Origin of the sequence: Streptomyces sp. NPDC059455, from assembly GCF_042750115.1 — a bacterium.
GTDB classification, from domain to species: domain Bacteria; phylum Actinomycetota; class Actinomycetes; order Streptomycetales; family Streptomycetaceae; genus Streptomyces; species Streptomyces endocoffeicus.
The window spans coordinates 1-24,211 of record NZ_JBHYVB010000066.1; the positions used below are offsets into that span (position 1 = coordinate 1).

Annotated in this window: 28 protein-coding genes and 2 pseudogenes; 3 read left to right on the top strand and 27 right to left on the bottom strand. The window is 68.6% G+C overall.

The features are described 5' to 3' along the window. Positions 1-99: 99 nt before the first annotated feature. From ACFXB5_RS23610 to ACFXB5_RS23640, 7 genes and pseudogenes are all read right to left on the bottom strand, one after another. Entirely contained in the window at positions 100-615 is a 516-nt protein-coding gene (locus ACFXB5_RS23610) for a cupin domain-containing protein (protein ID WP_385211143.1), read from the bottom strand. Between the two features lie 31 nt (positions 616-646). Beyond that, positions 647-1,447 (bottom strand): alpha/beta fold hydrolase, encoded by an 801-nt coding sequence (locus ACFXB5_RS23615; protein ID WP_385211146.1) that lies wholly within the window; start codon positions 1,445-1,447, stop codon positions 647-649. After that, positions 1,444-2,268, bottom strand: a complete 825-nt coding sequence (locus tag ACFXB5_RS23620; RefSeq protein WP_385211147.1) for an aspartate dehydrogenase domain-containing protein — start codon at positions 2,266-2,268, stop codon at positions 1,444-1,446. The genes ACFXB5_RS23615 and ACFXB5_RS23620 overlap by 4 nt, the downstream gene beginning before the upstream one ends. Then, complete coding sequence (locus ACFXB5_RS23625) at positions 2,265-3,194, bottom strand: VOC family protein (RefSeq protein WP_385211150.1); 930 nt, start codon at positions 3,192-3,194, stop codon at positions 2,265-2,267. The genes ACFXB5_RS23620 and ACFXB5_RS23625 overlap by 4 nt, the downstream gene beginning before the upstream one ends. 125 nt (positions 3,195-3,319) lie before the next feature. Further along, positions 3,320-4,798 carry an aldehyde dehydrogenase gene (locus ACFXB5_RS23630; RefSeq protein ID WP_385211153.1) on the bottom strand — a complete coding sequence of 493 codons (1,479 nt, stop codon included), beginning with the start codon at positions 4,796-4,798 and terminating at the stop codon, positions 3,320-3,322. Between the two features lie 150 nt (positions 4,799-4,948). Further along, on the bottom strand, positions 4,949-6,061 hold the full coding sequence (locus ACFXB5_RS23635) for an integrase core domain-containing protein (protein WP_385211156.1): 1,113 nt from the start codon (positions 6,059-6,061) through the stop codon (positions 4,949-4,951). A 79-nt stretch (positions 6,062-6,140) separates the two neighbouring features. Next, a pseudogene (locus ACFXB5_RS23640) lies at positions 6,141-6,377 on the bottom strand (LysR family transcriptional regulator); the annotation flags it as partial. A gap of 90 nt (positions 6,378-6,467) precedes the next feature. On the opposite strand from ACFXB5_RS23640, the gene ACFXB5_RS23645 reads away from it, so the two are divergent. The 3 genes from ACFXB5_RS23645 to ACFXB5_RS23655 all read left to right on the top strand — a co-directional run bounded on the left by ACFXB5_RS23645 (position 6,468) and on the right by ACFXB5_RS23655 (position 8,363). Continuing rightward, a complete protein-coding gene (locus ACFXB5_RS23645; protein WP_385211158.1) occupies positions 6,468-7,220 on the top strand; it encodes an alpha/beta fold hydrolase in 753 nt (250 codons plus the stop codon). 493 nt (positions 7,221-7,713) lie between these two features. Beyond that, positions 7,714-7,965, top strand: a complete 252-nt coding sequence (locus tag ACFXB5_RS23650) for a DUF6233 domain-containing protein (protein WP_385211161.1) — start codon at positions 7,714-7,716, stop codon at positions 7,963-7,965. 41 nt (positions 7,966-8,006) lie between these two features. Beyond that, complete coding sequence (locus tag ACFXB5_RS23655) at positions 8,007-8,363, top strand: hypothetical protein (protein WP_385211164.1); 357 nt, start codon at positions 8,007-8,009, stop codon at positions 8,361-8,363. A 14-nt stretch (positions 8,364-8,377) separates the two neighbouring features. On the opposite strand, the gene ACFXB5_RS23660 is transcribed toward ACFXB5_RS23655, so the two are convergent. The 20 genes and pseudogenes from ACFXB5_RS23660 to ACFXB5_RS23755 form a co-directional block, all read right to left on the bottom strand. Next, positions 8,378-9,298 (bottom strand): IS3 family transposase, encoded by a 921-nt coding sequence (locus ACFXB5_RS23660; RefSeq protein WP_385211167.1) that lies wholly within the window; start codon positions 9,296-9,298, stop codon positions 8,378-8,380. Beyond that, positions 9,286-9,573: a transposase gene (locus ACFXB5_RS23665; protein WP_385211169.1), complete on the bottom strand. Its 288-nt coding sequence runs from the start codon at positions 9,571-9,573 to the stop codon at positions 9,286-9,288. Before ACFXB5_RS23665 ends, ACFXB5_RS23660 begins: the two co-directional genes overlap by 13 nt. Before the next feature lie 292 nt (positions 9,574-9,865). Further along, on the bottom strand, positions 9,866-10,567 hold the full coding sequence (locus ACFXB5_RS23670) for an alpha/beta hydrolase (protein WP_385211171.1): 702 nt from the start codon (positions 10,565-10,567) through the stop codon (positions 9,866-9,868). Next, positions 10,564-11,106, bottom strand: coding sequence for an RNA polymerase sigma factor (locus tag ACFXB5_RS23675; RefSeq protein WP_385211174.1), 543 nt, complete (start codon positions 11,104-11,106; stop codon positions 10,564-10,566). The genes ACFXB5_RS23670 and ACFXB5_RS23675 overlap by 4 nt, the downstream gene beginning before the upstream one ends. Before the next feature lie 195 nt (positions 11,107-11,301). Further along, entirely contained in the window at positions 11,302-11,994 is a 693-nt protein-coding gene (locus ACFXB5_RS23680) for a hypothetical protein (protein WP_385211176.1), read from the bottom strand. 71 nt (positions 11,995-12,065) lie between these two features. Then, positions 12,066-12,359 (bottom strand): transposase domain-containing protein, encoded by a 294-nt coding sequence (locus ACFXB5_RS23685; RefSeq protein ID WP_385211179.1) that lies wholly within the window; start codon positions 12,357-12,359, stop codon positions 12,066-12,068. Positions 12,360-12,500: 141 nt separating this feature from the next. Beyond that, positions 12,501-12,605: pseudogene (locus ACFXB5_RS23690) on the bottom strand (enoyl-CoA hydratase/isomerase family protein); the annotation flags it as partial. 7 nt (positions 12,606-12,612) lie between these two features. Beyond that, positions 12,613-13,716, bottom strand: coding sequence for a 1,2-phenylacetyl-CoA epoxidase subunit PaaE (gene paaE, locus ACFXB5_RS23695; protein ID WP_385211182.1), 1,104 nt, complete (start codon positions 13,714-13,716; stop codon positions 12,613-12,615). Continuing rightward, a complete protein-coding gene (gene paaD / locus ACFXB5_RS23700; protein ID WP_385211184.1) occupies positions 13,716-14,231 on the bottom strand; it encodes a 1,2-phenylacetyl-CoA epoxidase subunit PaaD in 516 nt (171 codons plus the stop codon). Before paaD ends, paaE begins: the two co-directional genes overlap by 1 nt. Then, a complete protein-coding gene (gene paaC, locus ACFXB5_RS23705) occupies positions 14,225-15,055 on the bottom strand; it encodes a 1,2-phenylacetyl-CoA epoxidase subunit PaaC (protein ID WP_385211186.1) in 831 nt (276 codons plus the stop codon). The genes paaD and paaC overlap by 7 nt, the downstream gene beginning before the upstream one ends. Before the next feature lie 9 nt (positions 15,056-15,064). Then, complete coding sequence (gene paaB, locus ACFXB5_RS23710; protein ID WP_385211187.1) at positions 15,065-15,364, bottom strand: 1,2-phenylacetyl-CoA epoxidase subunit PaaB; 300 nt, start codon at positions 15,362-15,364, stop codon at positions 15,065-15,067. Then, on the bottom strand, positions 15,361-16,326 hold the full coding sequence (paaA, locus tag ACFXB5_RS23715) for a 1,2-phenylacetyl-CoA epoxidase subunit PaaA (protein WP_385211190.1): 966 nt from the start codon (positions 16,324-16,326) through the stop codon (positions 15,361-15,363). Before paaA ends, paaB begins: the two co-directional genes overlap by 4 nt. A gap of 24 nt (positions 16,327-16,350) precedes the next feature. Beyond that, on the bottom strand, positions 16,351-17,157 hold the full coding sequence (locus tag ACFXB5_RS23720) for an enoyl-CoA hydratase/isomerase family protein (protein ID WP_385211193.1): 807 nt from the start codon (positions 17,155-17,157) through the stop codon (positions 16,351-16,353). Beyond that, positions 17,148-18,002: a 3-hydroxyacyl-CoA dehydrogenase family protein gene (locus ACFXB5_RS23725; RefSeq protein WP_385211196.1), complete on the bottom strand. Its 855-nt coding sequence runs from the start codon at positions 18,000-18,002 to the stop codon at positions 17,148-17,150. Before ACFXB5_RS23725 ends, ACFXB5_RS23720 begins: the two co-directional genes overlap by 10 nt. Next, a complete protein-coding gene (locus ACFXB5_RS23730) occupies positions 17,999-18,745 on the bottom strand; it encodes an enoyl-CoA hydratase/isomerase family protein (protein ID WP_385211199.1) in 747 nt (248 codons plus the stop codon). The genes ACFXB5_RS23725 and ACFXB5_RS23730 overlap by 4 nt, the downstream gene beginning before the upstream one ends. Next, positions 18,742-19,965 (bottom strand): thiolase family protein, encoded by a 1,224-nt coding sequence (locus ACFXB5_RS23735; protein WP_385211201.1) that lies wholly within the window; start codon positions 19,963-19,965, stop codon positions 18,742-18,744. Before ACFXB5_RS23735 ends, ACFXB5_RS23730 begins: the two co-directional genes overlap by 4 nt. A gap of 692 nt (positions 19,966-20,657) precedes the next feature. After that, positions 20,658-21,347 carry an ABC transporter ATP-binding protein gene (locus ACFXB5_RS23740; RefSeq protein ID WP_385211275.1) on the bottom strand — a complete coding sequence of 230 codons (690 nt, stop codon included), beginning with the start codon at positions 21,345-21,347 and terminating at the stop codon, positions 20,658-20,660. Next, positions 21,254-22,366: an ABC transporter permease gene (locus tag ACFXB5_RS23745; RefSeq protein ID WP_385211204.1), complete on the bottom strand. Its 1,113-nt coding sequence runs from the start codon at positions 22,364-22,366 to the stop codon at positions 21,254-21,256. Before ACFXB5_RS23745 ends, ACFXB5_RS23740 begins: the two co-directional genes overlap by 94 nt. Further along, the gene (locus tag ACFXB5_RS23750; RefSeq protein ID WP_385211207.1) at positions 22,330-23,175 is read right to left on the bottom strand and encodes an ABC transporter permease; all 846 of its coding nucleotides are present in this window, start codon (positions 23,173-23,175) and stop codon (positions 22,330-22,332) included. The genes ACFXB5_RS23745 and ACFXB5_RS23750 overlap by 37 nt, the downstream gene beginning before the upstream one ends. Further along, positions 23,172-24,158 (bottom strand): ABC transporter substrate-binding protein, encoded by a 987-nt coding sequence (locus ACFXB5_RS23755; RefSeq protein WP_385211210.1) that lies wholly within the window; start codon positions 24,156-24,158, stop codon positions 23,172-23,174. Before ACFXB5_RS23755 ends, ACFXB5_RS23750 begins: the two co-directional genes overlap by 4 nt. Between the last annotated feature and the right edge of the window lie 53 nt (positions 24,159-24,211).

Consider the following 24,211-nt stretch of genomic DNA (forward strand, 5'->3'; position numbering starts at 1 on the left):
GCCACCCCCCCGCCGCCCCCCTCCCCCCCCCCCCCCGCCCTCCCCCCGCCCCCCCCCCGGCGCCGGTGACGACGACGGTACGAGCGGGGTCGGCGGCCATCAGTCGCGGGTGACGCCGTGCATCGCCGAGGTCTCCGGGTAGGTGGGGACCTGCGGCTTCCGCGTGCCGATGATGACGCAGAAGAGCGCGTCGGTGTCGCCGGTGTTCTCCAGGCTCCGGGCGACCCCGGCCGGTACGACGATCATGTCGCGGTAACCGAGGGTGCGGTACTCGACCTCATCGCCCCGGTGGATGCCGACCTTGAGCGTGCCCTCCAGGACGAAGAACGCTTCCTCGGCGTCGTGGTGGGTGTGCTCGGGGCCCACGCCGCCGGACGGCATCAGCATGTTGGAGAAGGTGAAGCCGCCGGAGGGCAGGATGCGGTTGTCGTTCTCGTGGTTGCCGGTCGCGCCGGAGCCGACGTAGCGGATCTGGGCGCGGCGGAACTGGGGGCCGGCCTTCTCCTGGAAGGAGAGGGTGTTCCAGTCGGGCTCGCGGGACGCCTTGGTGGCGATAATGGAGTCGGTGAAGGCGGCGAGGTCGCCGGACTCGTATGCGGTGGTCTCGATGGGCATGGTGATGACTCCCTCTTTCGTTCTTCCGGTGTTACTCGGGGATGCGGGCCGTGATCCGCAGGTGGGACAGGACCCAGGCGTTGAAGGCCTGCGGCCGTTCCTGGTTGGCGAGATGGCCGGCTCCGTCGAGGACGACGAAGGCGGACTTGTGGATGGTCCCGGCGATGGACTGGCTCGCCTCGATGCCGGTGACCTTGTCCCGGTCGCCGCAGAGCACGAGGGTGGGTGCGGTGATCGAGGCCAGTTCGGGGCCGAGGTCGGTGGCGGCCATGGACTCCGCGGCGTATCCGTATCCGGGGTTGCGGACGGCGGCGGCCATGGTGTCGGTGACGCGCCGGACCAGCTCGGACGGCGCGGCCTCTGAGACCAGCCGGGGGGCCCGTGCCTCGGCGAAGGCGCGCGGGCCGAGCTCGGCGAGTTCGGTGGCACGCCGCCGCATCGCCGCCGCGCGCCGCAGGTCCGTACCCGAGCCCCGGCTGCTGTCGGCGACGACGAGGCCGGAGACCAGGCCCGGGTGGCGGGCGGCGAGGCGCAGCGCGATGACGCCGCCCCAGGAGACACCGAGTACCTGGGCGATGCCGCCGGTGCCGCCGTGCCGCCGGATGAGTGCGGCGGCGGTGTCGGCGTAGTCGTCGAGGTCCAGCGGGCCCTCGGGGTCGGCGGACTTCGCGTAGCCGGGCGCGTCCCAGGCGAGGATCCGGGTCCGCGCGGACAGTTCGGCGAGCTGCGGGGCGAAGGCGGCGGAGGAGGAGCCGATGCCGTGCAGGCACAGCAGCAACGGCCCGGTGTCGCCCGCCTTCTCCAGGTGCAGCCCGGCGATGTCGTACGTCACAGGATCTGTCCCGTCCGTCCGCTGATGGCGGCCAGGCTGCGCAGTACCGCGTGCGGCACGACCTGGCTGGTGGCGGGGTTGGCCGGGTCGGGTCGGTGCCGTACTTCGAAGCGGTAGCTGCCGTGGCCGCCGGACGCCTCGATGACATGGCAGGTCAGCTCGGCGGCGGGGTCGGCGACGACGATGACCTCGACCCGGTCGGGGTCCCCGGCGGCGAGCGCCACGGAGGCCGCGACGTTGGTCGACCGGGGGAACTTCACCGGTACGCTCCGCGCCGTGCCGCGCATCACTTCGACGGGACTGTCCGCCGTGCGCAGCCGGTGCAGCAACTCCTCGTCCATCCAGGGCTGTTCGAGGGTGGCGGGGAGCTTGGTGGTGGTGAGGACGACCCGGTCGAGGGGGCCCAGACCGCGTACGGCCTGGAGGAGGTCGAGGCCGCCGACCGCGCCGCCGGTGAAGTAGACCCGGCCGGGACCGGCCTTGAGCAGCCGGTCGGCCAGGGCCTGGTCGGTGAGCGCCCCGGTGGAGGCGACCAGCAGATCGGTGCCGGACTCCAGGACGCGCTCGCCCCATTCCCGTACGACCGCCTGACCGGCTGCCTCGACGATCAGGTCGCAGCGCCGCATCGCCTCCTCGAAAGGGAACTGAGGAGCGGGCGCGTCGGTGACCGGCCGGTTGTCGACGATACAGGCCAGCTCGGCTCCGGCGATCTCGCCGACGGCGAGGGCCTGGCCGACGACCCGCCCGATGGCGCCCCAGCCGACGAGTCCGACGCGACGCACCGGGACATGTGCGGGGACATGGACGGGGGCCTGGCTCATATCGAGGCCTCCTGGATCCGGGCGAGCGGGCCGGGGTCGGGCTCGCCCGCCATGTGGCTGCGGATCTCCGCCGAGGGCGCCCCGGCCGTGCCCCACAGGTCGGACAGCTCCGGGGTGCGCCGCCAGGTCCGGGCGATCCACGCGTCCTCGATGATCTGGTCGACCTCGGAGGTGTACTCGCACACGAGCCCGGCCGGGTCGGTGAAGTAGGAAAAGGTGTTGTTGCCGGGGCCGTGCCGCCCGGGTCCCCAGTGCGGGGTGATGCCGTGGTGGCGCAGCCGCCCGAGACCCCGCATGAAGTGGTCGATGGAGGTCATCTCGTAGGCGACGTGGTTGAGCGAGGCCCACTCGGCCTGGTTGAAGGCGATGCAGTGATGGTCGGTGTTGCAGCGCAGGAAGGCCATCTGGTGCTCGGACCAGTCGGAGACCCGCATGCCGAGCACCGAGGTGTAGAAGTCTACCGAGGCGTCGATGTCAGCGGTGTTGAGCACGGTATGGGTGACGCCGACCGGCACCGCGTTGTCCCGGCCGCGTGGTGCGACGGCGAAGACGTTGGCGCTGAGTTCGATGAGCCGGCCTTCGGGGTCGGTGAAGCGCAGCCCGTAGCCGCCGCCGACCTGGTTCAGCGGGCCCGGCCCGGCGACGGGCACGATGCCCCGGGCGAGCAGTCGCCGGGCGGCCTCGTCGATCTCGGCGGGGGTGGCGACGGCGAAGCTGATCCGGCCGAGTCCGTTGCGCTCGGCGTACTGGAGGCTGAGGGCGTGGTGCTCGGTGCCGCTGCCGCGCAGCCAGACCACGTCACGGTCGGACTCGACCACCTCCAGTCCCCAGACCTCGGTGTAGAAGTCGGCGGCCCGCGTGAGGGCCGGGGTACGCAGTTCGACGGAGCGCAGGGCTCGCAGCCTGGCCACCGGTTCGTGGTGCACGGTGTTGTCTCCTTGGGGTCTGGCGGTCGGGCGGGACTGCGGGGACTGGTGGGTCTGGGCCGCGGACTCGGACTCGGTCACGGACTCGGACTCGGACTCGGTCGGGGACTCGGGCTCGGACTCGGTCAGCCCAGGGCCCAGGGCAGGGGGGCGTTGTCGGTGGCCCAGTAGAGGCTCTTCTGCCGCTGGTAGGCGCGGATGCCGTCGCGGCCCTTCTCACGTCCGATGCCGCTGTCCTTGGTGCCGCCGAAGGGGGTGGAGATACTGAACTGCTTGTATGTGTTGATCCACACCGTTCCGGCGTCGATCCGTCGGGCGACCCGCCACGCGGTGCGGTGGTCGCGGGTCCACAGTCCGCAGGCCAGGCCGTAGACGCTGTCGTTGGCCTGGGCGACCAGGTCGTCCTCGTCGTCGAAGGGCAGCGCGACCAGGACCGGGCCGAAGATCTCCTCCTGGCAGACACGGGCGGTGTTGGGCAGTCCGTCCAGCACGGTGGGCAGGTAGTACGCCCCGTCGCGGTACTCCTCGCCGTCGGGGACCGCGCCGCCGCACAGCACGCGGGCACCCTCCTCACGGGCCAGGTCGACGTAGCCCGCCACGCTGTCCCGGTGCCGGTGGTGGACCATGGGCGCGACCTGGGTGGCGGGGTCGGTGCCGGGGCCGAGGCGCAACTTGGCCGTACGGGCGACGAGTTCGCCGACGAACTCCTCGTAACGGGACCGGGCCACGAAGAGCCGGGAGCCGGCTATGCAGCTCTGCCCGCTGGAGGAGAAGATCCCGAACATCACACCCGCCAGCGCCTGTTCGAGGTTGGCGTCCTCGAACACGACCGTAGGCGACTTGCCACCGAGTTCCAGCGACACCGGCATGACCTTGTCGGCGGCGGCATACGCGATCGTACGGCCGGTGTTCGTGCCCCCGGTGAAGGTGACCTTGCCGACGGCCGGGTGGCGGACGATGGCATCGCCGATGACACTGCCGAGCCCCGGCAGCACGGACAGCAGTCCGGCGGGCAGCCCGGCCTCGGTGATGATCCGGCCCAGCGCCAGAGCCATCAGCGGGGTCCATTCGGCGGGCTTGAGCAGGACCGCGTTACCGGCCGCGAGGGCGGGAGCCAGTTTCTGGGCGTCGCTGGCGATCGGCGAGTTCCAGGGGGTGATCGCTCCGATCACGCCGATCGGCTCGTGCACGCTCATCGTGACGTACGGGCCACGCGCCGGGGTGAGCACATCCTCGGCGGTCTCCAGCGCGGCAGCGGTGTACCGGAAGGTCCCGGCGGCGCTGTGCACCAGGGCGCGCGTCTCGGTGCGGCTCTTGCCGGTGTCCGCGGTCTGCAGCGCTGACAACTCGTCGGCGTCGCGCTCGATGAGGTCCGCGATCCGGTGCAGGACGCGTGCTCGCAGATGCGCGGGCAGGTCGCGCCAGGCGGGGTCGGCCGCGGCGTGCGCCCCGGCGCGGGCCGCCTCGTCCACGTCCTCGGCGGAAGCGGCATGGACCGTCGTCAGGACTTGGCCGGTCGCCGGGTCGACGGTCTCGATCGGCGTCCCGCGCCCCCGGCGCCACTCTCCCGCGATCAGCACCTCGTCCATCGGCAACCGTGGCATGGGCGGGCCTTCCTCGCATCCGGGCTTAATTGCTACAGCACCTAGAATCTAAGGGCTTAAATATTTTCTGGCAAGGCCCAATGCGCGGTACTCGGCCGGGCCGCAAAGGATTAACGTCTGCGAAACCCGTGAAGGGTGTCAATATTGCGATCAGGCAGCTGAGCTGGGCGTTTTCTGCGGATGATGAGGCAACCGGGGCGACGTGGTGCGGTACTCGTTGAGCAGCCCGCCAAGTACCTGGCGGCGTCTGACCGCGGCAGCGGGAAGAGGAATGACGTTCGGGTCGTCGTCAGGGGCACGTAGGTCCAGGCTGCGGTGGGCCCGCCCCGCGTTGTAGTGCTCGGCATACGTGGTGAGGACCGTACGCAGGTGCCGTTCACCAGTGATCAGAAGACGGTCAGTGCACTCGGTACGGACTGTGCGTATCCATCGTTCGGCAAACGCGTTGGACCGTGGGCTTTGCGGCGGAGCCGGGATGACGGCTGTGCCGTTGCCGGAGAAGACGGCGTCGAAGGCGGCGGTGAACTTGCTGTCCCGGTCGCGGATGAGGAACCGGAAGCATCCGGCCTTGTCGCCGAGGTCCATGAGCAGGCCGTGGGCGAGTTGAGCGGCCCATGCGCCGGTCGGGTGGGCGGTGACGCCCAGGACATGGACACGCCGGCTGGCGATCTCCATGACGAAGAAGACATAGAGGCGCTTGAGGAAGACGGTCTCCACGTGCATGAAGTCGCAGGCGAGCAGCGGGTGGGGCTGTGAGCGCAGGAACGAGCGCCAGGTCTGCTGGGATGCGCGCTGCGGCGCGGGCGGTAGACCGGAGCGGCGCAGGACGCGGCGGATCGTGGCGGCGGCGACCCGATGCCCGAGCCGCCGCAGCTCACCTTTAATCCTGACGTACCCCCAGGTTGGATTCTCTCTCGCCAAGCGCTGGATGAGCGCGACCGTCTCTCCCGGCAACGCTGGCCGACCGGGTCCGACCGCCGCCTGGCGCCACTTCCAGCGCACCAGACGCCGGTGCCAGGTCAGCAGTGTGCTCGGGGTGACCAGCCGATAGCGGCGCAAGGCGGAGGGCAGGTGCCGCGCGAGAGCGGAGAGCACGGCACGATCAGCCCATGAGAGCCGCGGCCGCTCGATCTGCCGACGAAGCACAGCGACCTCATGACGAAGCACGAGGATCTCAGCGTTGTTCGCTGCGGTCGACCGGCCCAGCAAGAGCAAGCAGCCCAGTAGTCGACAGAAGATCAGGTAGAGCAGTCGCAGGCCCACAATCACTGATCATGCCCGTACTCGGGCGATCCAAAGCCCCAGGTCAACCACCGTACGGCAATAAAGACACCCTTCAGCCGTGCACCAGCTGTTGCGCCTGTGGAAGGAACGCCGCGCCGGCGGCGGTGAGCCGGCTGCCCTGGGTGGTGCGCTCCAGCAGGCGTACGCCGAGCGTGTTCTCCAGCCGCTGGATCTGACGGCTCAGGGAGGGCTGGGCGACCCGCAGCTCCTCGGCCGCACGGGCGAAGTTCAACTGCTCGGCGACGACCGTGAAGTACCGGACAAGTCGCAGATCCAGATCGGGAAGCATGCCCATGCCCACAGCCTACGCGTTATGCAATCACCGCATGACGAGGTGCGAAACGGGTCTTGGACGGCCCGCTCCGACCGTTGTTGTCATTCACCTATGACCATTGTCTTCGTCAACGGCGTTCCCGTGACCTCCGCGGTGTGGACGCCGCTGATCAACGAGTTGCCCAAGTCTCAGCAGCAGGAGACGGTCCTGCTCTCACCTCCGGGCTTCGGCGCGCCGCTTCCCTCGAACTTCGGGGCCACGTTCGTCGACTACCGGGACTGGCTCATCGACGAGCTGTCCCGATTCGAGGCGCCCGTCGACATCGTCGGCCACGACTTCGGCGGAGGGTACGCCCTGGAGGTGGCGATGGCCCGTCCCGACCTGCTCCGCAGCTGGGTCAGCGACACCATCGGCGGTTACGAGCCGGACTTCACCTGGCATGAGACCGCGAAACTATGGCAGACGCCTGGCGACGGGGAGCGCCACATCGAGGAGATCTTCTCGGGAGACGTCGAGGAGCGGGCAGCGCGCATGGTCGACTGGGGCATTCCCGAGCCGGCGGCCGGCGAGGTGGCACTCGGTCAGGGCCCGCAGATGGGCAAGGCCATTCTCGCGCTGTACCGGTCCGTGCCCCAGGCAGTGCTGATCGAACACGGCCTCGATCTGCCCGCGGCTGCTGCCAGGCCGGGTTTGGTTCCCGTCGCCACCGAGGACCACACGGCTGGCAGCGTCGCCCTCCGCCACCGCGCTGCCCAGCGTGCCGGCGCTCGCGCCGTCGACCTCAACGGACTCGGTCACTGGTGGATGCTTCAGGACCCGGCGCAGACAGCCCGCATGCTGTCAGATTTCTGGAACAGCCTGTAGCAGACCACGACGCTCGCCACCCTCGCGGCGCTGGTTACCAGACAAGCGCTGAGCGGGCTGACCCGCCGGTGCCCCGCGGATGCAAAGGGGCGGCCCCGCCACACCCAGCCAGTTCACGCCCCATACGCCGCAGCGACCTTCAGCGGATGTCCCGTCTCATTTGATCTAGCTCGCGGTCAGCGCTCTGAGCAGGCATGATGCAGTGTGTGGCGAGATGTGCCGAGGCCGGCGTCTCGGTTCATCGTGTCCGGCGGGTGTGGATGCATGACGTTGTCTCAGTTCATCGTGTCTGCGGAGAGCCGGTTGGGTGCGGCTCTTCCGTGGAAATGATCGCGAAGGCAGTGGGTGACCGCCTCTATGGTGTGCATCGCGAACGTCCATGATCGACCCGGAGGTGTCATGCCCCTGCAGATGAAGCTGTGCGCGATAACACTCGACTGCTCTGATCCGCTGGCTCTGGCGGCGTTCTATCAGGCTGGACCGGTGGATCGCCATGGAGGAGCAGCGGGAGGCTGCCGAGCGGAGGGCCGAGGAGCGGCGTCCGCCTCCGCCCGAGTGGTTGATCGAGCGGGGCATCGGGGCTGGGAGCCCGCCCGTACGGGTCCACCGGGGCGGATGTCACATGGCGCAGGGCGTACGGGTCAAGGCGATCAGCGAGGACCAGGCGCGGCGGGCGCTGTACGAGTACGTCGAGGCCTGCCCGCACTGCAATCCGGACACGGCACTCCAGGTCATCCCGGAGTAGGCCGGCAGGCGCGCACCCGTTCACGGGCGGAGGCTGATCACGTGGAGTTCCCCGTGGAGGTCGCGCTGGCCGACCTGGTCCCGGCGCTGCCGGCCGCGCCCGGATGGTGGTTCGAGATCAAGCTCGACGGCCACCGGACAGTCATGTGGCGCACGACCGACGGCGTACGGCTCTCGGCGGGCAGACCTCGTCCCGGCCGTGGTGGCTGGCAGCGGGACGAGATCACCGGGCTCTCAGGCCGGTCGTGTCTGTTCCTCCACGCCGGCCGCGCCCGCCAGGAGCGACAGCCGACGACGCTTGAACAGCCATCGGCCGTTCTCACGGACGATGAGGTCGTCGTACTCACCGAGCGAGTAGGGCGCCCCGGCGATGCCGTCGGTGATGTCAATCCCCTCTGAACGTGGAGACCTTCCTATGCAGCCCGCTCCTCGGTGAGGCTGGCTCGGTGGTCGTGTTCGTAGTCGATCGGGCTCTTGAAGCCGCACACGCTGTGTAGCCGCCGCGCGTTATAGAAGTCGGTGATCCAGGTGGCGACCCTGATCCGGGCCTCGGTGCGGGTGGCGAAGGTGTGCCGGTGGACGTATTCGACCTTGAGCACGCTGTTGAACGCCTCGCTGACGGCATTGTCGAAGCACGATCCAACGCGGCCCATGGACGGGAAGACGCCCAGCCTGCGGCAGGCCCGCCGGAACCTGCGGGAGCCGTACTCGCTCCCGCGATCACTATGAAAGATGACGCCGCGCACGTCACCGTCGCGGGTGGCCGCGGCCATGTGGAGGGCGGCGACGACCAGGCCGGCGTCGTGATGCTCTCCCATTGCATAGCCGAGCAGGCGGCGGGAGAAGAGGTCGATGACCGTGGCCAGATACAGCTTGCCCTCGCCGGTCTCGATCTCCGTCATGTCCCCGCACCAGCCGAGATCGGGCCCCTCTGCGGTGAAGTCCCGCTTCACGCGATCCGGTGCAGCGGGCCGTTTGCCCGGCCGGGTCAGCCCCCTGCGTCTGCGGACCCTCCGGGCGACCAGGCCGAGTTCGGCCATGAGTTTGGCGATGGTGTTGACCGACACCCGCCAGCCCTGCCGCATCAGCGTGATCCAGATCTTCGGCGAGCCGTATGTGCCGCCGGACTGGGTGAACACCTCTTTCACCGCCTCGGCCAGCTGCTGCCGGCGGACCTCACGCCCGGTGGGCTTCCGGCTGCGGTGCTTGTAGAACCACGACTCGCTCACGCCCAGGGCGCGGCAGGAGACGCGGTGCGGGATGCCGTGCATGGTCCTTTGGTCGCCGATCGCCCCGACGACGGACGCCGGGTCCGCCACGGCTACTTCACCCACAGGACCATGCAGCGTTTGAGGACATCACGCTCCATCGCGAGTTCCTTGTTGTCCCGTTTGAGCTGGGCATTCTCCCGCCGCAGCCGCTCCAGCTCGTCATTCCCGCCGCCCGGCGCGGTGCCCGCGCGACGGGCCCGCGATGCCCAACTGGCCAGCGTGGTCTCGTTGATCCCCAGATCCTTCGCGACCTCGGCGACGGTCTTGCCGGTCTCGGTGACGATCCGTACGGCCCCCTCGCGGAACTCCGCATCGAACTTCCGTCGCTTCTCTGCCATGACTCCCAACTTCCCCTGCAGCCACGGTCTCTACGCTACGAGGGGGGGGACACAGACCCACGATCACTGATCATGCCCATACTCGCGCAATCGCAAAGCCCCAGGTCAACCACAGTACGGCAATAAAGACACCCTTCACCCCATTTGGCAGTGCCGAGCAGAGCGCCACGCCACCGTCACCCAGGCAAACCGACCCTCCGGACCCGGCCCGGTGGTGATCGCGGCTATGCCTGACACGGTGACACCTGGGCTGTCACAGGCGCGCCGGGCCGCCCTGCACGGGCACCGTGGCTCAGGGCCGGGCGAGCCGGGTCAGCAGGGCGACGGTGTCCGACTCGTGGGACACGAAGGCGCCGTGGTCGCTGTGCCAGGTGACCGTGTGGGTGGCGCGCTGCATGAAGCGCTGTTGCAGTTCCGGGTGGATGACCCGGTCGTCGGTGCAGCGGACGTATGTGCTGGGCCGTGAGCGCCACGCGGCGGTCATGGCGGCCTGGTGGCCGGCCGTCATGACCTGCGGGACCAGCTCGGTGACGTGACGGGATCGCCGGTCCACGTCGAGCTGGCCGTGGAACAGTTCCCCGGCCCGGGTCGGGTCGATCGTGGTGGTGCCGGCGATGTCACCGATCATGCACGCGCCCAGGTCGGTCGGCGGTGCCTGGGCGAGAAGTCCGAAGCTGGTTTCGCCGACGTCGGGCATCATCGCGGCCAGGTACACGAGATGCGCCAGCTTCCGCGGGGGCAGGCCGCTGATGACGGCGCCGCCGTAGGAGTGGCCGCAGGCGATGACGGGACCGGAGTCGGCGATGTCGTCCAGTGCGGCTTCGGCGGCGGCGACGTCCCCCGCCAGTGATCCTCGGTGCAACTCGGCGACGGCCACGGGAACGCCTCGCGTGCGCAGGGCTGCGGCGACGCCGTTCCACGCTCTGCCGCTGTGCCAGGCGCCGTGCACGAGGAGCACGCCCCGGGGCCTGGTCGGGAAGGTGTCCGTGCTCACTCCGGCTCACCCAGCCCCTCACGCACGGCGCGGCGGGCGCGGTGCAGCCGGGACTTCATCGCGGGCGTGCTCAACCTGAGCGCCGAGGCGACGGTCTTCCCCGGCAGTCCCTGGATGTCCCGCATGATGAGGACGCGACGCTGATCGTCCGGCAGGGATGCGATCACGTCGACCAGCCGCTCGATCTCCAGCCGGCCCAGCACATCGTCCTCGGCGGAGGACACGGTGGTGTCGGCGGCCGTTTCCGATCGGTGCGTAAGGCTCCGTGCGCGCCGCAAGCACTCATTGCGCACGATCCGGAACATCCATGAGGCGAGCGCGGCGGTGGCCCGCAACGTCCCGATCCTGCGGAACAAAACAATCATCGCCTCCTGCGCCGCGTCCTCGGCGTCCTGACTGCTGGCACACAGCGAGAACGCGAACCGCCGGACATGCGGGTACACGCCGGAGACCAGCACCCCGATCGACGACTCGTCGCCGCGCTGTGCGGCACTGACGAGTTGGTCACCGGGCCATGAGCCCCTGGTGAACTCGGTCATGGTCCTCCCACCTCCCTCGACTCTTCGGCCGTACGGCCGCTTACCCTCACGTTCATAAGAGCCGGGGCCGGTGCAAAGGATTCGGACGAGTTCGGTCGTGGCAAGCGGACCCGTGGAAACCGTTCACTCAAAGTTCCAGGATGGTTGCTACCAGTTCGCGGCGGCTGCGCACATCGGTCTTCGCGAAGACGCTCTTCAGGTGGTCCTCGGGAGCCCGTACGCGAGCAGCAGCACCTCGGCCACGTCGGCGGCCGGCGCCGGCTGCATCGTCACAGCGAGGGGCGCCGGGTACGGGCCACCGCTCAGCGGCGAGGCGTGGATCGAGAGCCACCGGCCCAACCGGCTACGAATCCGCCCGTAGGCCGGCAGCGCCGCTCCTCTTACCCGTGCGGCGACTTCCAGGACTGCGAGGGGCAACTCCGCCCCGGACGAGGCCAGTTCATCCCGCCAGAGTTTCGCGGCCGGATTCTCCGAAAGCAGCCGCAAGTCCAGGTCGAGCAGGAGGACCCCCGCCTCGGCCGGGCCGGAAGCGGCGTCGGCGGGTGCCCGGTGGACGGCCCGGCGCAGGGCCGCACCCACCGGGGCGGACAGCCGCCGCAGAACGTCGACGTCGGCCGGGGTGAAGTCGGACCGCCCACCGCCGCGGAACAGGGCGACGGCGCCCCAGTACCGGCCGTCCAGCACGAAGCTCGCCCGCAGCTCGTGGCGCGCGTCGATCATCGGGAGCACGGCCCGGTACCGATGGCCGGACTCCGGGTCACCGCCGGTGGCCGCACCGAGCGTGCCCGCCGGCACCTCGGAACGGGCGAGCGCCGCGAACTTCAGTACGTCGTCCACCAGATACTCGTTGTGCACGGCGGCCGCGGCCGGCGTGAGTCCGGCACTCACGTCGTCGTTGATCAGCAACGTTGTCGGGTCGATCGTGCCGAAACAGTAGGAGTCGGCCGGGACGAGCCGCGTCAGCCGCTCGGCGATCCGGCGTCGCAGCTCCCGGGAGCCGAGGCGAACAGGGTCTTCAGCGGTTCCGGGCCCAGCCGCAGCCGGGCCCGGCCGATGGCAGCGGTGGTCGGCACCCGCCACGTTCCCTTCCACCGGCCCATCCGTTGCAGCCCGTGTGTGAGCAGCCGGGCGACCTCCTCGTATCCCTGCCCCGCAAACAGGCACATGGCCAGCACGAAGTAGACGACCACCCGGTCCGGCAGCAGCCGCTGCCGCCACTCGGTTCGGCCGCACTCCGCGATCACCTCGTCCACCAAATCCGGGGGAAACGCCCGGGTCAGCACCCCAGCGCAATCCGATCCGACAACCGCTCGCCTGCTGACGACTTCACCTGTCCGGGCCTTGGCACACCCGGCTCAACGACCGGAAAGATCCAAAGTCACCGGTATCGCGTCTAGGTCCTTCAGGCGGTCCTGGATGGCGGTGTCCAGCGCATTCATTGGCGGGCGGTCCAGGCGCAGAGTTCCGACGCCGTCCGCAACATCGAGGCGGGGATTCATGGGTTCCTCAGCTGTCGAAATCGACGGTCAGGGTCTCGGAGACGGGGTAGGTCTGGCAGGTCAGGACATACCCGGCGTCCACTTCTGCGGCTTCAAGCGCATAGTTGCGACGCATCTCGCCCTCCCCGTCGACGACCAGGGCGCGGCACGTCCCGCAGACGCCGCCCCTGCAGGCGAAGGGCAGGTCGGGGCGGGTCTTCTGGGCGCCGTCCAGGATCGACTCCTGGTGTGAAAGGGCGCTGGTGGTAGTGCGGCCGTCGAGCGTGACGGTGACCTGGCTGACCGGTCCGTCGACGACGGCGTCCTCGTGGCGTACCTCGCGCACGGGTTCGTCGTCGGCGAAGAAGAGCTCCTGGTGGATGCGCTCGTCCGGAACACCGAGATCGTCGAGCACGCTGCGGGCGTCCCGGACCATGCCGTGCGGCCCGCACAGCCACCAGTGGTCAGCGGTGCTGACCTCGACCAGCTTGTCCACGAGCGCGGCGAGCCGGTCGGCGTCGAGGCGGCCGGAGAGGACCTCCGCTTCGCGGGGCTCGCGGGAGAGTACGTGAGCGAGCTGGAGGCGGGTAGGGTGCAGGTCCTTGAGGTCCGCTAGTTCGTCGGCGAACATCACTGAGTCGGTGCGGCGGTTGCCGTAGAAGAGGGTGATCCGGGAGCGGTCGTCAGCGGCAAGGACGGACTCGGCGATCGACAGCATGGGGGTGATGCCGGAGCCGGCCGCGATCAGCACGTGGTGACCGGACTCGTCGAGGCTCGGGGTGAACATGCCGGCTGGCGTCATGACGTCAATGACGTCTCCGGTCCGGACCTCATGGACCAGCCAGGAGGAGAACAGGCCGCCTGCCACTTCGCGCACGCCGATCCGCGGCCGTTCCCCTATGGGAGCACAAATGGAGTACGAACGGCGCTCGTCGCGCCCGTCGATCTGTCGGCGCAGGGTAAGCGACTGGCCCGGGGTGAACATGAAGGCGTCGGTCAGTTCTTCTGGGATCTCGAAGGCGACGGCGACCGCATCGTCGCACAGCCGCTGGATCGAGGCCACGCGCAGTGGATGGAAAGCGGGCCGGCGGCGGACCGCTCGGACCGGGGCAGGGCTCAGCAGGTCTGCCATCAGATCTCCTTGACGTATTCGAACGGCTCGCGGCAGGCGTGGCAGCGCCACAGCGCCTTGCACGAGGTGGCGCCGAACCGGGAGGTCTCCTCGGTGTCTCCCGAGCCGCAGCGCGGACACGGGGCCTGATGCCGCGTCGGTGACAGCACCAATGGCACGGGGCCGGGCGCGCGTCGCGGAGCGGGGCCGGGCGGGGCGATGCCGTGCTCGGCGAGCTTGCGGCGGCCCTCGGGGGTGATCCAGTCCGTGCTCCACGGGGGGTCGAGCACGGTGCGGACGTCCACGCGCGTGTATCCGGCGGCGCGCAGTCTTGCCGACACGGCCGCGCGCATCTCGGCCATCGCCGGGCATCCCGAATATGTTGGGGTGAGGCGGGCGACGACGGTGCCGTCCGTGTCAGCCTCGACACCGCGCAGCACACCGAGGTCGGCCAAGGTGAGCATGGGCAGTTCGGGGTCCGGCACTTGCTCCGCGATCTGTCGGGCGCGCCGGGTGTCCGCCAGCGCGGTCACCATGTCGCCTCCGGGTGTGCACGCGCCAAAGACTGCAATTCCGCCATGAGCGGCTCCAGGTGTTCTGTGTGGTCCCCGCTTCTGCCGCTCCCTGGGAACGGCTTGATCACGGGCAAGGACAGATCAGCTGTGTCGCACACCTGCCGCAGTACCGCGACGACCTCGCTGCGCACATCGTGTGCGGCAAACAGCTCATCCAGATAGGGGGCTACGTCCGACAGTGCTGCCTGCATTCGGCGGTGTGACTCCTCGGTGCCGTCGCCCAGGCGCACGCACCACTCGGCGGCGTACTGCCGGTGGTAGGCGAGTTCCTTGACACCCTTGGCGGCTATGGCGGCGAGGATGGGGTCCGCGGCGGCGGTCAGGCGCTCGGAGTGTGCGAGTCGCCAGCTGGCGAATACCAGCAGTCGCACCATGCTGAACGCGAAGTCGCCGTTGGGCAGTTCGGCCAGGCGGACGTTGCGGAAGTCCGCGGGATCGCGGAAGTAGGCATAGGCGTCCTCGTCACGGCCGGTACCGTCGGCCTGCCCGGCGCGGGAGTAGAGCAGCCGGGCCTGGCCGAGGAGGTCGAGACCGATGTTGGCGAGGGCGACTTCCTCTTCCAGTTCGGGGGCGCGGGTGGTCCATTCGGCCAGACGCTGGGCCGATATGAGGGCGTCATCGCCCAGCGCCACGCAGCTCGCGGCGAGCTGTTCCCGGTCGATGCCGGCCGGCACAGTGGTGTCGACGCCGTGCAGCGGGTCCTCGAAGCCGGTGCCGAACGCCCAGCGGGCGTCGCCGTCGTCGTGCCCTTCGGCGAGGGTCATGTAGACGTGGTCATCGCTCATGCCCTGCTCCTAGATGTGGGGGACGTCGTCGGGGATGTCGTAGAAGGTCGGGTGGCGGTAGACCTTGTCGGCGCTGGGGGCGAAGAAGGGGTCCTTCTCGTCCCGGGTGGAGGCGGCGATGTGCTCGGAGCGCACCACCCAGATACTCACGCCCTCGTTGCGCCGGGTGTAGAGGTCGCGGGCGTGGGTGAGGGCCATGGCGTCGTCGGCGGCGTGCAGCGAGCCGACGTGGACGTGGTTGAGTCCGCGCTTGCCGCGCACGAACACCTCGTACAGCGGCCAGGTTTCCTTCGTGCTCGTGTCGCTCATGCTGCCGCGCCTTCCTGGACCTGTGCCGTCTTCTTCGCCGCGTGGGCTGTGGCGGCCTCGCGTACCCAGGCGCCGTCTTCGTGGGCGACGCGTCGGCGGTCGACGCGCTCGGCGTTGCAGGGTCCGTCGCCCTTGATGACGCGCGTCAACTCGTCCCAGTCGGGGGTGCCGAAGTCGTGGTGACCGCTCTCCTCGTTCCAGCGCAGCTCGGGGTCGGGCAGGGTGACGCCGAGCTTCTCGGCCTGCGGGACGGTCATGTCGACAAAGCGGCGGCGCAGTTCGTCGTTGCTGTGCCGCTTGATCTTCCAGGCCATCGACCGCGCCGAGTTGGGCGAGGCGTCATCGGGCGGGCCGAACATCATCAGGGACGGCCACCACCAGCGGTTCACCGCGTCCTGGACCATCTCGCGCTGGGCGTCGGTGCCGCGCATCATCGTCATCAGCAGCTCGTAGCCCTGCCGCTGGTGGAAGGACTCCTCCTTGCAGATGCGCACCATCGCGCGCGCGTAGGGCCCGTAGGAGCTGCGGCACAGCGGCACCTGGTTGCAGATCGCGGCGCCGTCCACGAACCAGCCGATCACCCCGACGTCGGCGAAGCTGAGGGTCGGGTAGTTGAAGATCGACGAGTACTTCTGGCGGCCCTCGATCAGCCGCTGGGTGAGGTCGTCGCGGTCCGCGCCGAGGGTCTCGGCCGCCGAGTACAGGTACAGCCCGTGGCCGGCCTCGTCCTGGACCTTGGCGAACAGGATGGCCTTGCGGCGCAGCGACGGGGCCCGGGTGATCCACTCGCCCTCGGGCTGCATGCCGATGATCTCCGAGTGCGCGTGCTGGGCGACTTGCCGGATCAGCGTCTCGCGGTAGCCGTCGGGCATCCAGTCCCGCGGCTCGATGCGCTGGTCGCGCGCGATCGTCGCGTCGAAGTGACGGGTGAGCTCCTTTGATGGGTGCTGTTTGTCGTTCATGCGGGTGTCCCCTGTCATGTGGTGTCAGTGGCCCTGGAATTCGGGGCGTCGTCCGGCGAGGAATGCTCGGACGGCGTTGCGGTGGTCTGCCGTTTTGCCCAGTCGTTCCTGTGCCGCTCCTTCGCGGTTGAGGACAGCGGCGGTGTCGAGTGCGTCGCTGTCTTGCAGCAGTGCCTTGGCTTCGGCGTAAGCGGCCGTGGGTCCGTCGGCGAGTCGCTTGGCCAGTGCCAGTGCCTCAGTTGTCGCCTTGCCTTCCGGAACGACTCGGTGGACCAGACCCCATTGCTGGGCCGAGTGTGCGTCGAGGGGGTTGCCGAGCAGTATCAGTGCACGTGCTCGGGCTGGGCCGACTGCCTGAGCGAGCGCACGGCTCAGGCCGCTGTCGGCGGCCAGACCGATACCGGTGAACGCCGTCGCGAATTTTGCGCGTTCCGCAGCTATCAGCAGGTCGGCTGCGAGGGCGAGGCCGAGGCCGGCCCCGACACAGGCTCCTTCAACAGCCGCGACGACGGGCTGGGGCAGCGAGGTCAGTTCCTCGATCAGGGGGTTGTACTCGGTGCGGACGATGTCGAAGGCCGAGTCCGGGTCGGTTTCGAGGGAGCGCGCGTGCTCCTTGAGGTCCTGGCCTACGCAGAAGTGCCGTCCCTTTGCGGTGAGCAGAACGGCGCGGATGGACTCTTGGTCGGTGTGTACTCGGCGCACGGCATCGAGGAGACCTTGACGCAGGCGGTGGTCCAGGGCGTTGCCGGCGTCCGGTCGGCAGAGTTCAATGACTGCGACAGCGCCGTCGGTCCGGTAGATGGCCTGGTGTTCTTGTGCGTTCACTGCCATGTGTGGAACCCCTGCCCGGTCTTGCGTCCCAGCTCTCCGCGGGCGACTTTTTCACGGAGCAGTTGGGGTGGGGCGAACCGGTCGCCGAGGGTGGCGTGGAGGTGTTCGGCGATGGCGAGGCGCACGTCGAGCCCTACCAGGTCGGTCAGGCGCAGGGGCCCCATCGGATGCTTGTATCCGAGCCGCATCGCATCGTCGATGGCTTCGGGTTCGGCGACACCTTCCTCAACCATGCGGATCGCTTCGAGTCCCAGGGTCACGCCGAGTCGGCTGCTGGCGAACCCGGGTGAGTCCCTGACGACGACATCCTGCTTGCCGAGACTGTGAGTCCACTCAAGTGCTTTGCGCTTGGTGTCGGCGTCGGTCTCGGGGGCGAGGACGATTTCCACCAAGCTGGAGGCGGGCACGGGGTTGAAGAAGTGCATGCCGACGAAACGTTCCGGCCGTCGGAGGGACGAGGCGAGTTCCGTTACGGAGAGTGAGCTGGTGTTGCTCGCGATGACGGTCGTCTCGCTCACCGACTTCTCGGCCGCGGCTATGATGCGCGCCTTGAGTGCGGCGTCTTCGGGAACCGCCTCCACAACCAGATCGGCGTGGCCGGTCAGCTCCTCGACCGTGTGTACCAGGGTCACGCGGGCGAGAACGTCATCGGTTCGCTCGGTCAGCTGGTCCCGTTCCGCGGCCCGCTTCAGCCCGGTGGCGATACGGTCCAGTGCTGCGGCTGCGGCCTGGGGGCTGCTCTCCACTACGGTGACCGTTGAGCTGGCGGTGGCGAAGGACTGTGCTATCCCGGCGCCCATGCGACCGCCGCCGATTACGCCGACGGTTGCGGGTGCGGTGGTCATTGGCTGGTCCTCTTCTCCAGAAAGCGCGTCATGCGCTCCTTCTTGTCCTGTCCCTCGAACAAAACGGCCTGAGCGAGGTCGTCGGCGACGGGGTGGGCTCCGGGCGAGTCCACGACGAGCTTTGTCAACCGCAGTGCCGTGGCGGACGACCTGGCCATGCGGTCGAGGAGTGCGTGTGCCTCGTCCAGGAGCGTGTCGGCCGGGAACACGTGCATGACGAGCCCGGCGGCGAGTGCGGCATCGGCGTTCAGGTTTCGGCCGGCGAGCAGTACCTGCTTGGCGATCGATTCGCCAACCAGTGCGGGTAGCCTCCAGCAGGCACCGGCTGCCGCGAGGATGCCCAGGCCTGGCTCCGGGTTGCCGAAGATGGCGTCCGGTCCGGCGATGCGCAGATCGCAGGCGTAGGCCAGCTCCGCTCCTCCGCCCAGGGCCCATCCGTCCACTGCGGCGAGTGTGGGCATAGGGAGCCGCCGCACTCGCTCGAACAGTCGACTGTTGATTCCCTGCAGAGCCTCGGTGCTTCCACGCTGGAGCAGCTCAGCGATGTCTGCACCGCCCGCGAAGACCCGGTCATGACCGGTGAGCAGGAGCAGTTTGGGCCGTCGTTCCAGCTCGGCGCATACCTCGTGCAGTTCGTCGATCATCTGGCCGCTGATTGCGTTGCGGGCCTCTGGCCGGTTGAGCGTGACGACGATTCTGTCGTCCCGTTCGTCGACCAGCAGGGTGGCGAAGTCGGCGCTCATACCCGTTCCACCAGCATGGCGACGCCTTGGCCGACGCCCACGCAGAGTGTGGCGAGGCCCCTGCGCGCGTCCTCGCGTTCCAGTCGGCCCATCAGGGTGAGCAGGATGCGTGCGCCCGAGCAGCCCAGGGGGTGGCCCAGGGCGATCGCGCCGCCGCTGGCGTTGACCGTGTCTTCCTGCAGCTTGAGGCGGCGGATTACCGCCAGCGCCTGCGCAGCAAATGCCTCGTTCAACTCGACCGCGTCCAGATCGGCGGTTTGCCAGCCAGCGCGTGTGAGCGCCTTCTCGGTGGCGGGGACGGGACCGAGTCCCATGAGGTTCGGCTGCACTCCCGCGGAAGCCGACGTCACAATGCGGGCTTGAGGAGTCAGCCCGTACCGTTCGACGGCAGCTGCACTCGCTACGACAAGCGCGGCCGCACCGTCGGACAGGGGGGAGGCCGACCCCGCGGTCACGATGCCGTCCTTGCGGAAGATGGCGCGCAGTGCTCCCAGCTTCTCCAGCGTGGTGGAGGGCCGCGGCCCTTCGTCGCGGGTGACCTCGCCGTCCTTGACCGCGACTGACACTATCTCGCGGTCGAAGTGGCCTGCTGTCTGGGCAGCCAGCGCCCGCTGGTGGCTGCCCAGTGCGAATGCGTCGGACTCGGAGCGTGTGATGCCGTCGAGTGCGGCGACCTCCTCAGCCGTCTCCCCCATCGACAGCGTGACCTTTGACGTCCGTGGCCCGGCATCGGCGGGCACGGCGCGGTCGGCGGCGGCGAAGCGTTCATTGACGAAGCGCCATCCCAGAGATGTATCATGCGTTTCGCCCGGCTTGGCCCAGGGAGTGCCGGGTTTGGCCATGACCCAGGGCGCCCGGGTCATCGACTCCACTCCTCCCGCGATGACCAGGTCGGCCTCGCCGGAGCGGATGGTTTGGGCTGCGGAGGCCACGGCCGTCAGACCGGACGCGCACAGCCGGTTGACGGTGTATCCGGGTACGGCGTGCGGGAGGCCTGCCAGCAGGACCGCCATGCGCGCCACGTCCCGGTTGTCTTCCCCTGCCTGGTTGGCAGCACCGAGAATGACCTCATCGACGGATTCGGGCGGGATCGCGGCTCGGCGAACGGCCTCACCGACCACGAGCGCGGCCAGGTCGTCGGGGCGTACCGATGCCAGGACTCCGCCGTAGCGGCCCTGTGGCGTTCGCGCTCCGTCGATCAAGTAGACGTCCTGTGGCATGGCTTGCTCCTTGGCGGTGGGTGGAAGGCGCGCCGGGGATTGCGAAGCTCCCGGTGACGGGGGCGGAGGCCGGGCGAAGAGCCGCCGGCCTGTAGGGAGGGCCGGCGTTCGGAGCCTGGACGCACGGCTGTTTTCTTCGGACGGTCTATGGGGGTGGAAGACCGAGGGAGTTGAGGAGGCTGGGGTGGCCTCCGTGTCCGGGCCCGGGGCTGTCGTGACTAGCCCAACCGCAGACTAACCGAATGTTCGGTCGGGAGACAAGTGCGTTCGGTGCCCTTTGTGCGCCCGCATCCGTTCACCCCTTGGTGCGGTCACCGGCGTGCGCAGCGGGAGGAGGAATGTTTGTCTCAAGTGCAGTGAGTAGCAGGAATGTTGGCAGCACGGAGTCCCGGACCCATTCAGGTGAGGCGCGTGGACACCGGGGCAGGTCCGGGGCGGGATGTAGGGCTGGCAAGCTCAAGGCCCTGTGAGACCGAGAGGCGCCGAGGGTCCTCGCCGGTACGGCGCGACCGTGTCTCTCTTCCGAGTGAGGCGGGAAACGAGTACCGGTTCGAGGTCCTGGATTGCTCTCGGGCCCTGTTACGCGCCGCGGCTCGTCTGGCGTTATGCGAAGCGCCTGGCGGGAAGCCGACCGGGCGCACGGTCCCGGTGCGCCGTCGTGCTGCTGCCCTCTCTCCGTGCCGTCCGAGTCGTCAGCACTGCTGGATGAGCTTCAGCACCTGTGAGCGCAGCTCGGCGAACTCCGGCAGTGACTTGGTGTGCAGCTGGTCTCTGTCGGAGGGCAGGGGGACGTCGACGGTGGCACGTACGGTGGCAGGGCGGCCGGACAGGACAAGTACACGGTCGGCGAGGTAGACGGCTTCGTCGATGTCGTGGGTGACCAGGACGACGGTGACGCCGAACTCCCGGCGGACGCGAAGCGTCAGGTCTTCGAGGTCGGCACGTGTCTGGGCATCGACCGATGCGAAGGGCTCATCCATCAGCAGCGCCTCAGGCTTGTAGGCCAGGGCCCGCGCGATCGCCACTCGCTGCTGCATGCCGCCGGACAGTTGCCAGGGATATTGGTGCTCGCAGCCCTCCAGGCCCACGCCGGCCAGCGCGGTCAGACCGGCCTGCTCGCGCTCGTGGCGTGCCATGCCCCGCGAGCGCAGCGGCAGGGTGACATTGCCCAGCACGCTCATCCACGACATGAGTGACCGGCTGTAGTCCTGGAAGACGACCGACAGCTTCTCTGGCGGCTGCTCCACCAGGACTCCTTCCATGTAGACGGAACCTTCGGTGGGCGCCATCAGCCCGCCGAGGCAGCGCAGGAGAGTTGTCTTGCCGGCGCCTGACGGTCCGACGATGCAGACGAACTCGCCGCTGCGGACTTCGGCGTCGATGCCGCCGAGGACCGGTTTCCCGGCGTACGACTTGGTGAGTCCCTGTACTCGCAGTACCACCTTGTCGTTCGCGACGTGCGCATCCGAAGTGGCCTCTTGTGCGTCGTACCTGGTCGGGCCTGCCATGCCAGTTGTCTCCTCATCCGGTGCGTTCCGCCGGGCCTCACGGAAGGGCCGCGACCGGGTGGTGCGTGCAGGACCCATTGCTGCTCCATCCGTTGCGTGCCGCGGTGCCAGCGCAGCAGGTAGTTCTCCAGGCCGCGGAAGGCGATGTTGACGAGGTAGCCGATGATTCCCAGGAACAGCATCCCGGCCCACATGTCGGCGATGGCGAACGATCGCTGCGCCTGCAGAATGCGGAATCCGATGCCGTTGGTCGATCCGGCCATCTCGCTGAACACGATGACGGTGATACCGATCGACAGGGCGGTGCGGGCACCCGCGATGATCTGCGGGCTGGCAGCTGGGAGCACGACCCGCAGCACACGGTCACTGCGTCGGAGCCGGTAGCTCGTCGCGACGTCTCTCACGACGGGGTCCACCGAAAGAACACCATCCACGGTGTTGAGCAGGATGGGCCACACCGTGCCATAGGCGATGAGGCTCACCTGCATGTCCGCACCGATACCGAACAGCAGAAGGGCGGCCGGTACGAGAGCGACTCCTGGCGTTGCGCGCGCGAACTCCAGTAGCGGTGAGCATGCGTTGGCGAGGAAGGGCACCAGGCCCAGCACGAGGCCGGCTGCGACGCCGATGACGAGGGCTATGCCCATGCCTGTGGCCAGGTGGAGCAAACTCGGTACGGCGTCGGATGCGAAGTGGGAGAAGAGCCAGACTCGTTGCAGGGCCTCGACGCTGTCCGACAGCGGCGGAAAGTATGCCGAGGTGCTGCCGGAGCTGAAGAACCACCATGCGGCGACAGCCGAGACAGGCAGAATCAGTTCCAGGGCGACGTTCGACAGCAGCCGAAGAGGCCGGCCCTTCAGTGCGTCACGGTTGGACGGTAGGCCGAGTGCCATCGCAGTGCTCTCCTCTCCAGTACGAGCAGACCTCGGTTGAGCAGGACGCCGAGGAGCCCGGTGATGACGACCACAGCCCACATCCGAGGGATGTCACCGCCCTGTTCATATGTGGTCATCTGGGCGCCGAGACCCGGCGCTCCGCCGATGAGCTGGGCGCCGATGGCCAGCAGCAGGCTCATGGTCGCGGCGACCCGGACGCCGGTAGCGACGAAGGGAGCGGCGCCGGGAAGGACGATGAACCGGACATAGTGCTTGCGCTTGATTCCGTAGGTGCGGGCCATGTCCCTGAGCGACGGGTCGATCTGGTGCATGCCGTACATGCTCTGCAGGAGCACCGGCCACAGGGACCCGAAGACCACTAGGACCAGGGTCATCTTTGCGGTGGCTCCGTACTGCAGGAGGGCGAGCGGGATGAGGGCAATCGGCGGGATGGACCGCAGGAAGTCGATGGTGAAGCGGGACATCCGGTAGAGAAGTCCACTCGCACCAAGTAGCAGTCCTACCGGAATTGCCACCGCCAGAGAGATGCCCAGCCCGATGGCCCATGAAGAGGCTGTGTCCCCGATGGCCGACCACAGGGCATCGCCGGTCAGCATGGACGCAAAGGCTCCGGCGATGTCCCAGGGTGCAGCAACGCCGGACTCCGGCAGGATGCCGGCGACGACGAGTGCCTGCCAAATTCCGAGGGAAACGAGGATGCAGAGTACGCGCACACCGAGCATTGCCGTCCGCCCACTGGTGACGCCCTTCCCTTCCCTCCGGGTCGCAGCGGCGGTGTGCCGGGGCTTCTCGGTGATGGTGCTCATGGCTTCGAGGTCACGATGTAGGAGGAGAGGTCGATGCGGGCGTCGAGGGCCTTGTAGTCGACCATCACGTTCTGCAGCACGTCCAGGGGGGTCTGGCGCAGCGGCTCGTCCGGGAAGGTGGGGAGGGTGATCTTCGCGAGGACGTCGGCGCTGGTCTCTGTCGACCTCTGAGCAACCTCGCGGATCTTCTGGGGGTCCTTGCTCAGAGTGGCGTTCGCCTGGTCCAGCGAGGCGGCGAAGCGCTCGACCACCTCTGGGTTGCTCTTGGCGTAACGCTCGGACGTCAGGTAGACGATGTTCGGCACGGTCGGGATTGCCGTGGACATCACCGGCATCAGGTCCTTCAACCCTGCTTCCCGGGCCTGGGCCACGAAAGGTTCATTGAGAACCGCTCCGTCGACTTTTCCGTTTTCCACGGCGGCGACCATCTGAGTGAGCGACATTTCGACGAATCTGACTTCTTCAGAATCTCCGCCCTTCTTGTCGATGGCCGCCTTGGCAGCGATCTGTGCCAGGCCGTTCAGGGCGTTGACGGCGACGGTCTTGCCGGACAGATCACCCGGCGACTTGATCTTGCCGGACCCCACGACCATCACGGTGGAGTCCTTGTCCGGCGCGATGGTGTTCACGGGGCCCTGGCCGATGATCTTGACGGGCATCTTCTCCTTGATTGCCTTGATCGCCCCCATGGGGTCGGCAGCCGTGAACTGGATCTGCCCGTTGAGCAGCAGGGGCAGCGCCTGCGCGCCTGAGGTCACGACCTGCGGAGTCGCCTTGAGCTTGTGCTGCGTGAAGGTTCCGTCCTCCATGGCGAGATAGAGGGACGCGTCGGCCAGCGTGGGCGAGGTGCCGACCTTCACTGACGTGACGCCGTCAGCGGCGGACGTCGAGCTGGAATCAGTCTCCGAGCCGCATCCGGCGAGGAGCACGACTCCCGCCGCAAGCGTGGCGGCGAGAGAAGCTGAACGGCGGTGCTTGGTCATATGGACCTCTCGCGAGTCAGCCGGGATCGAATGCCGAGATGGTCATCAGATTT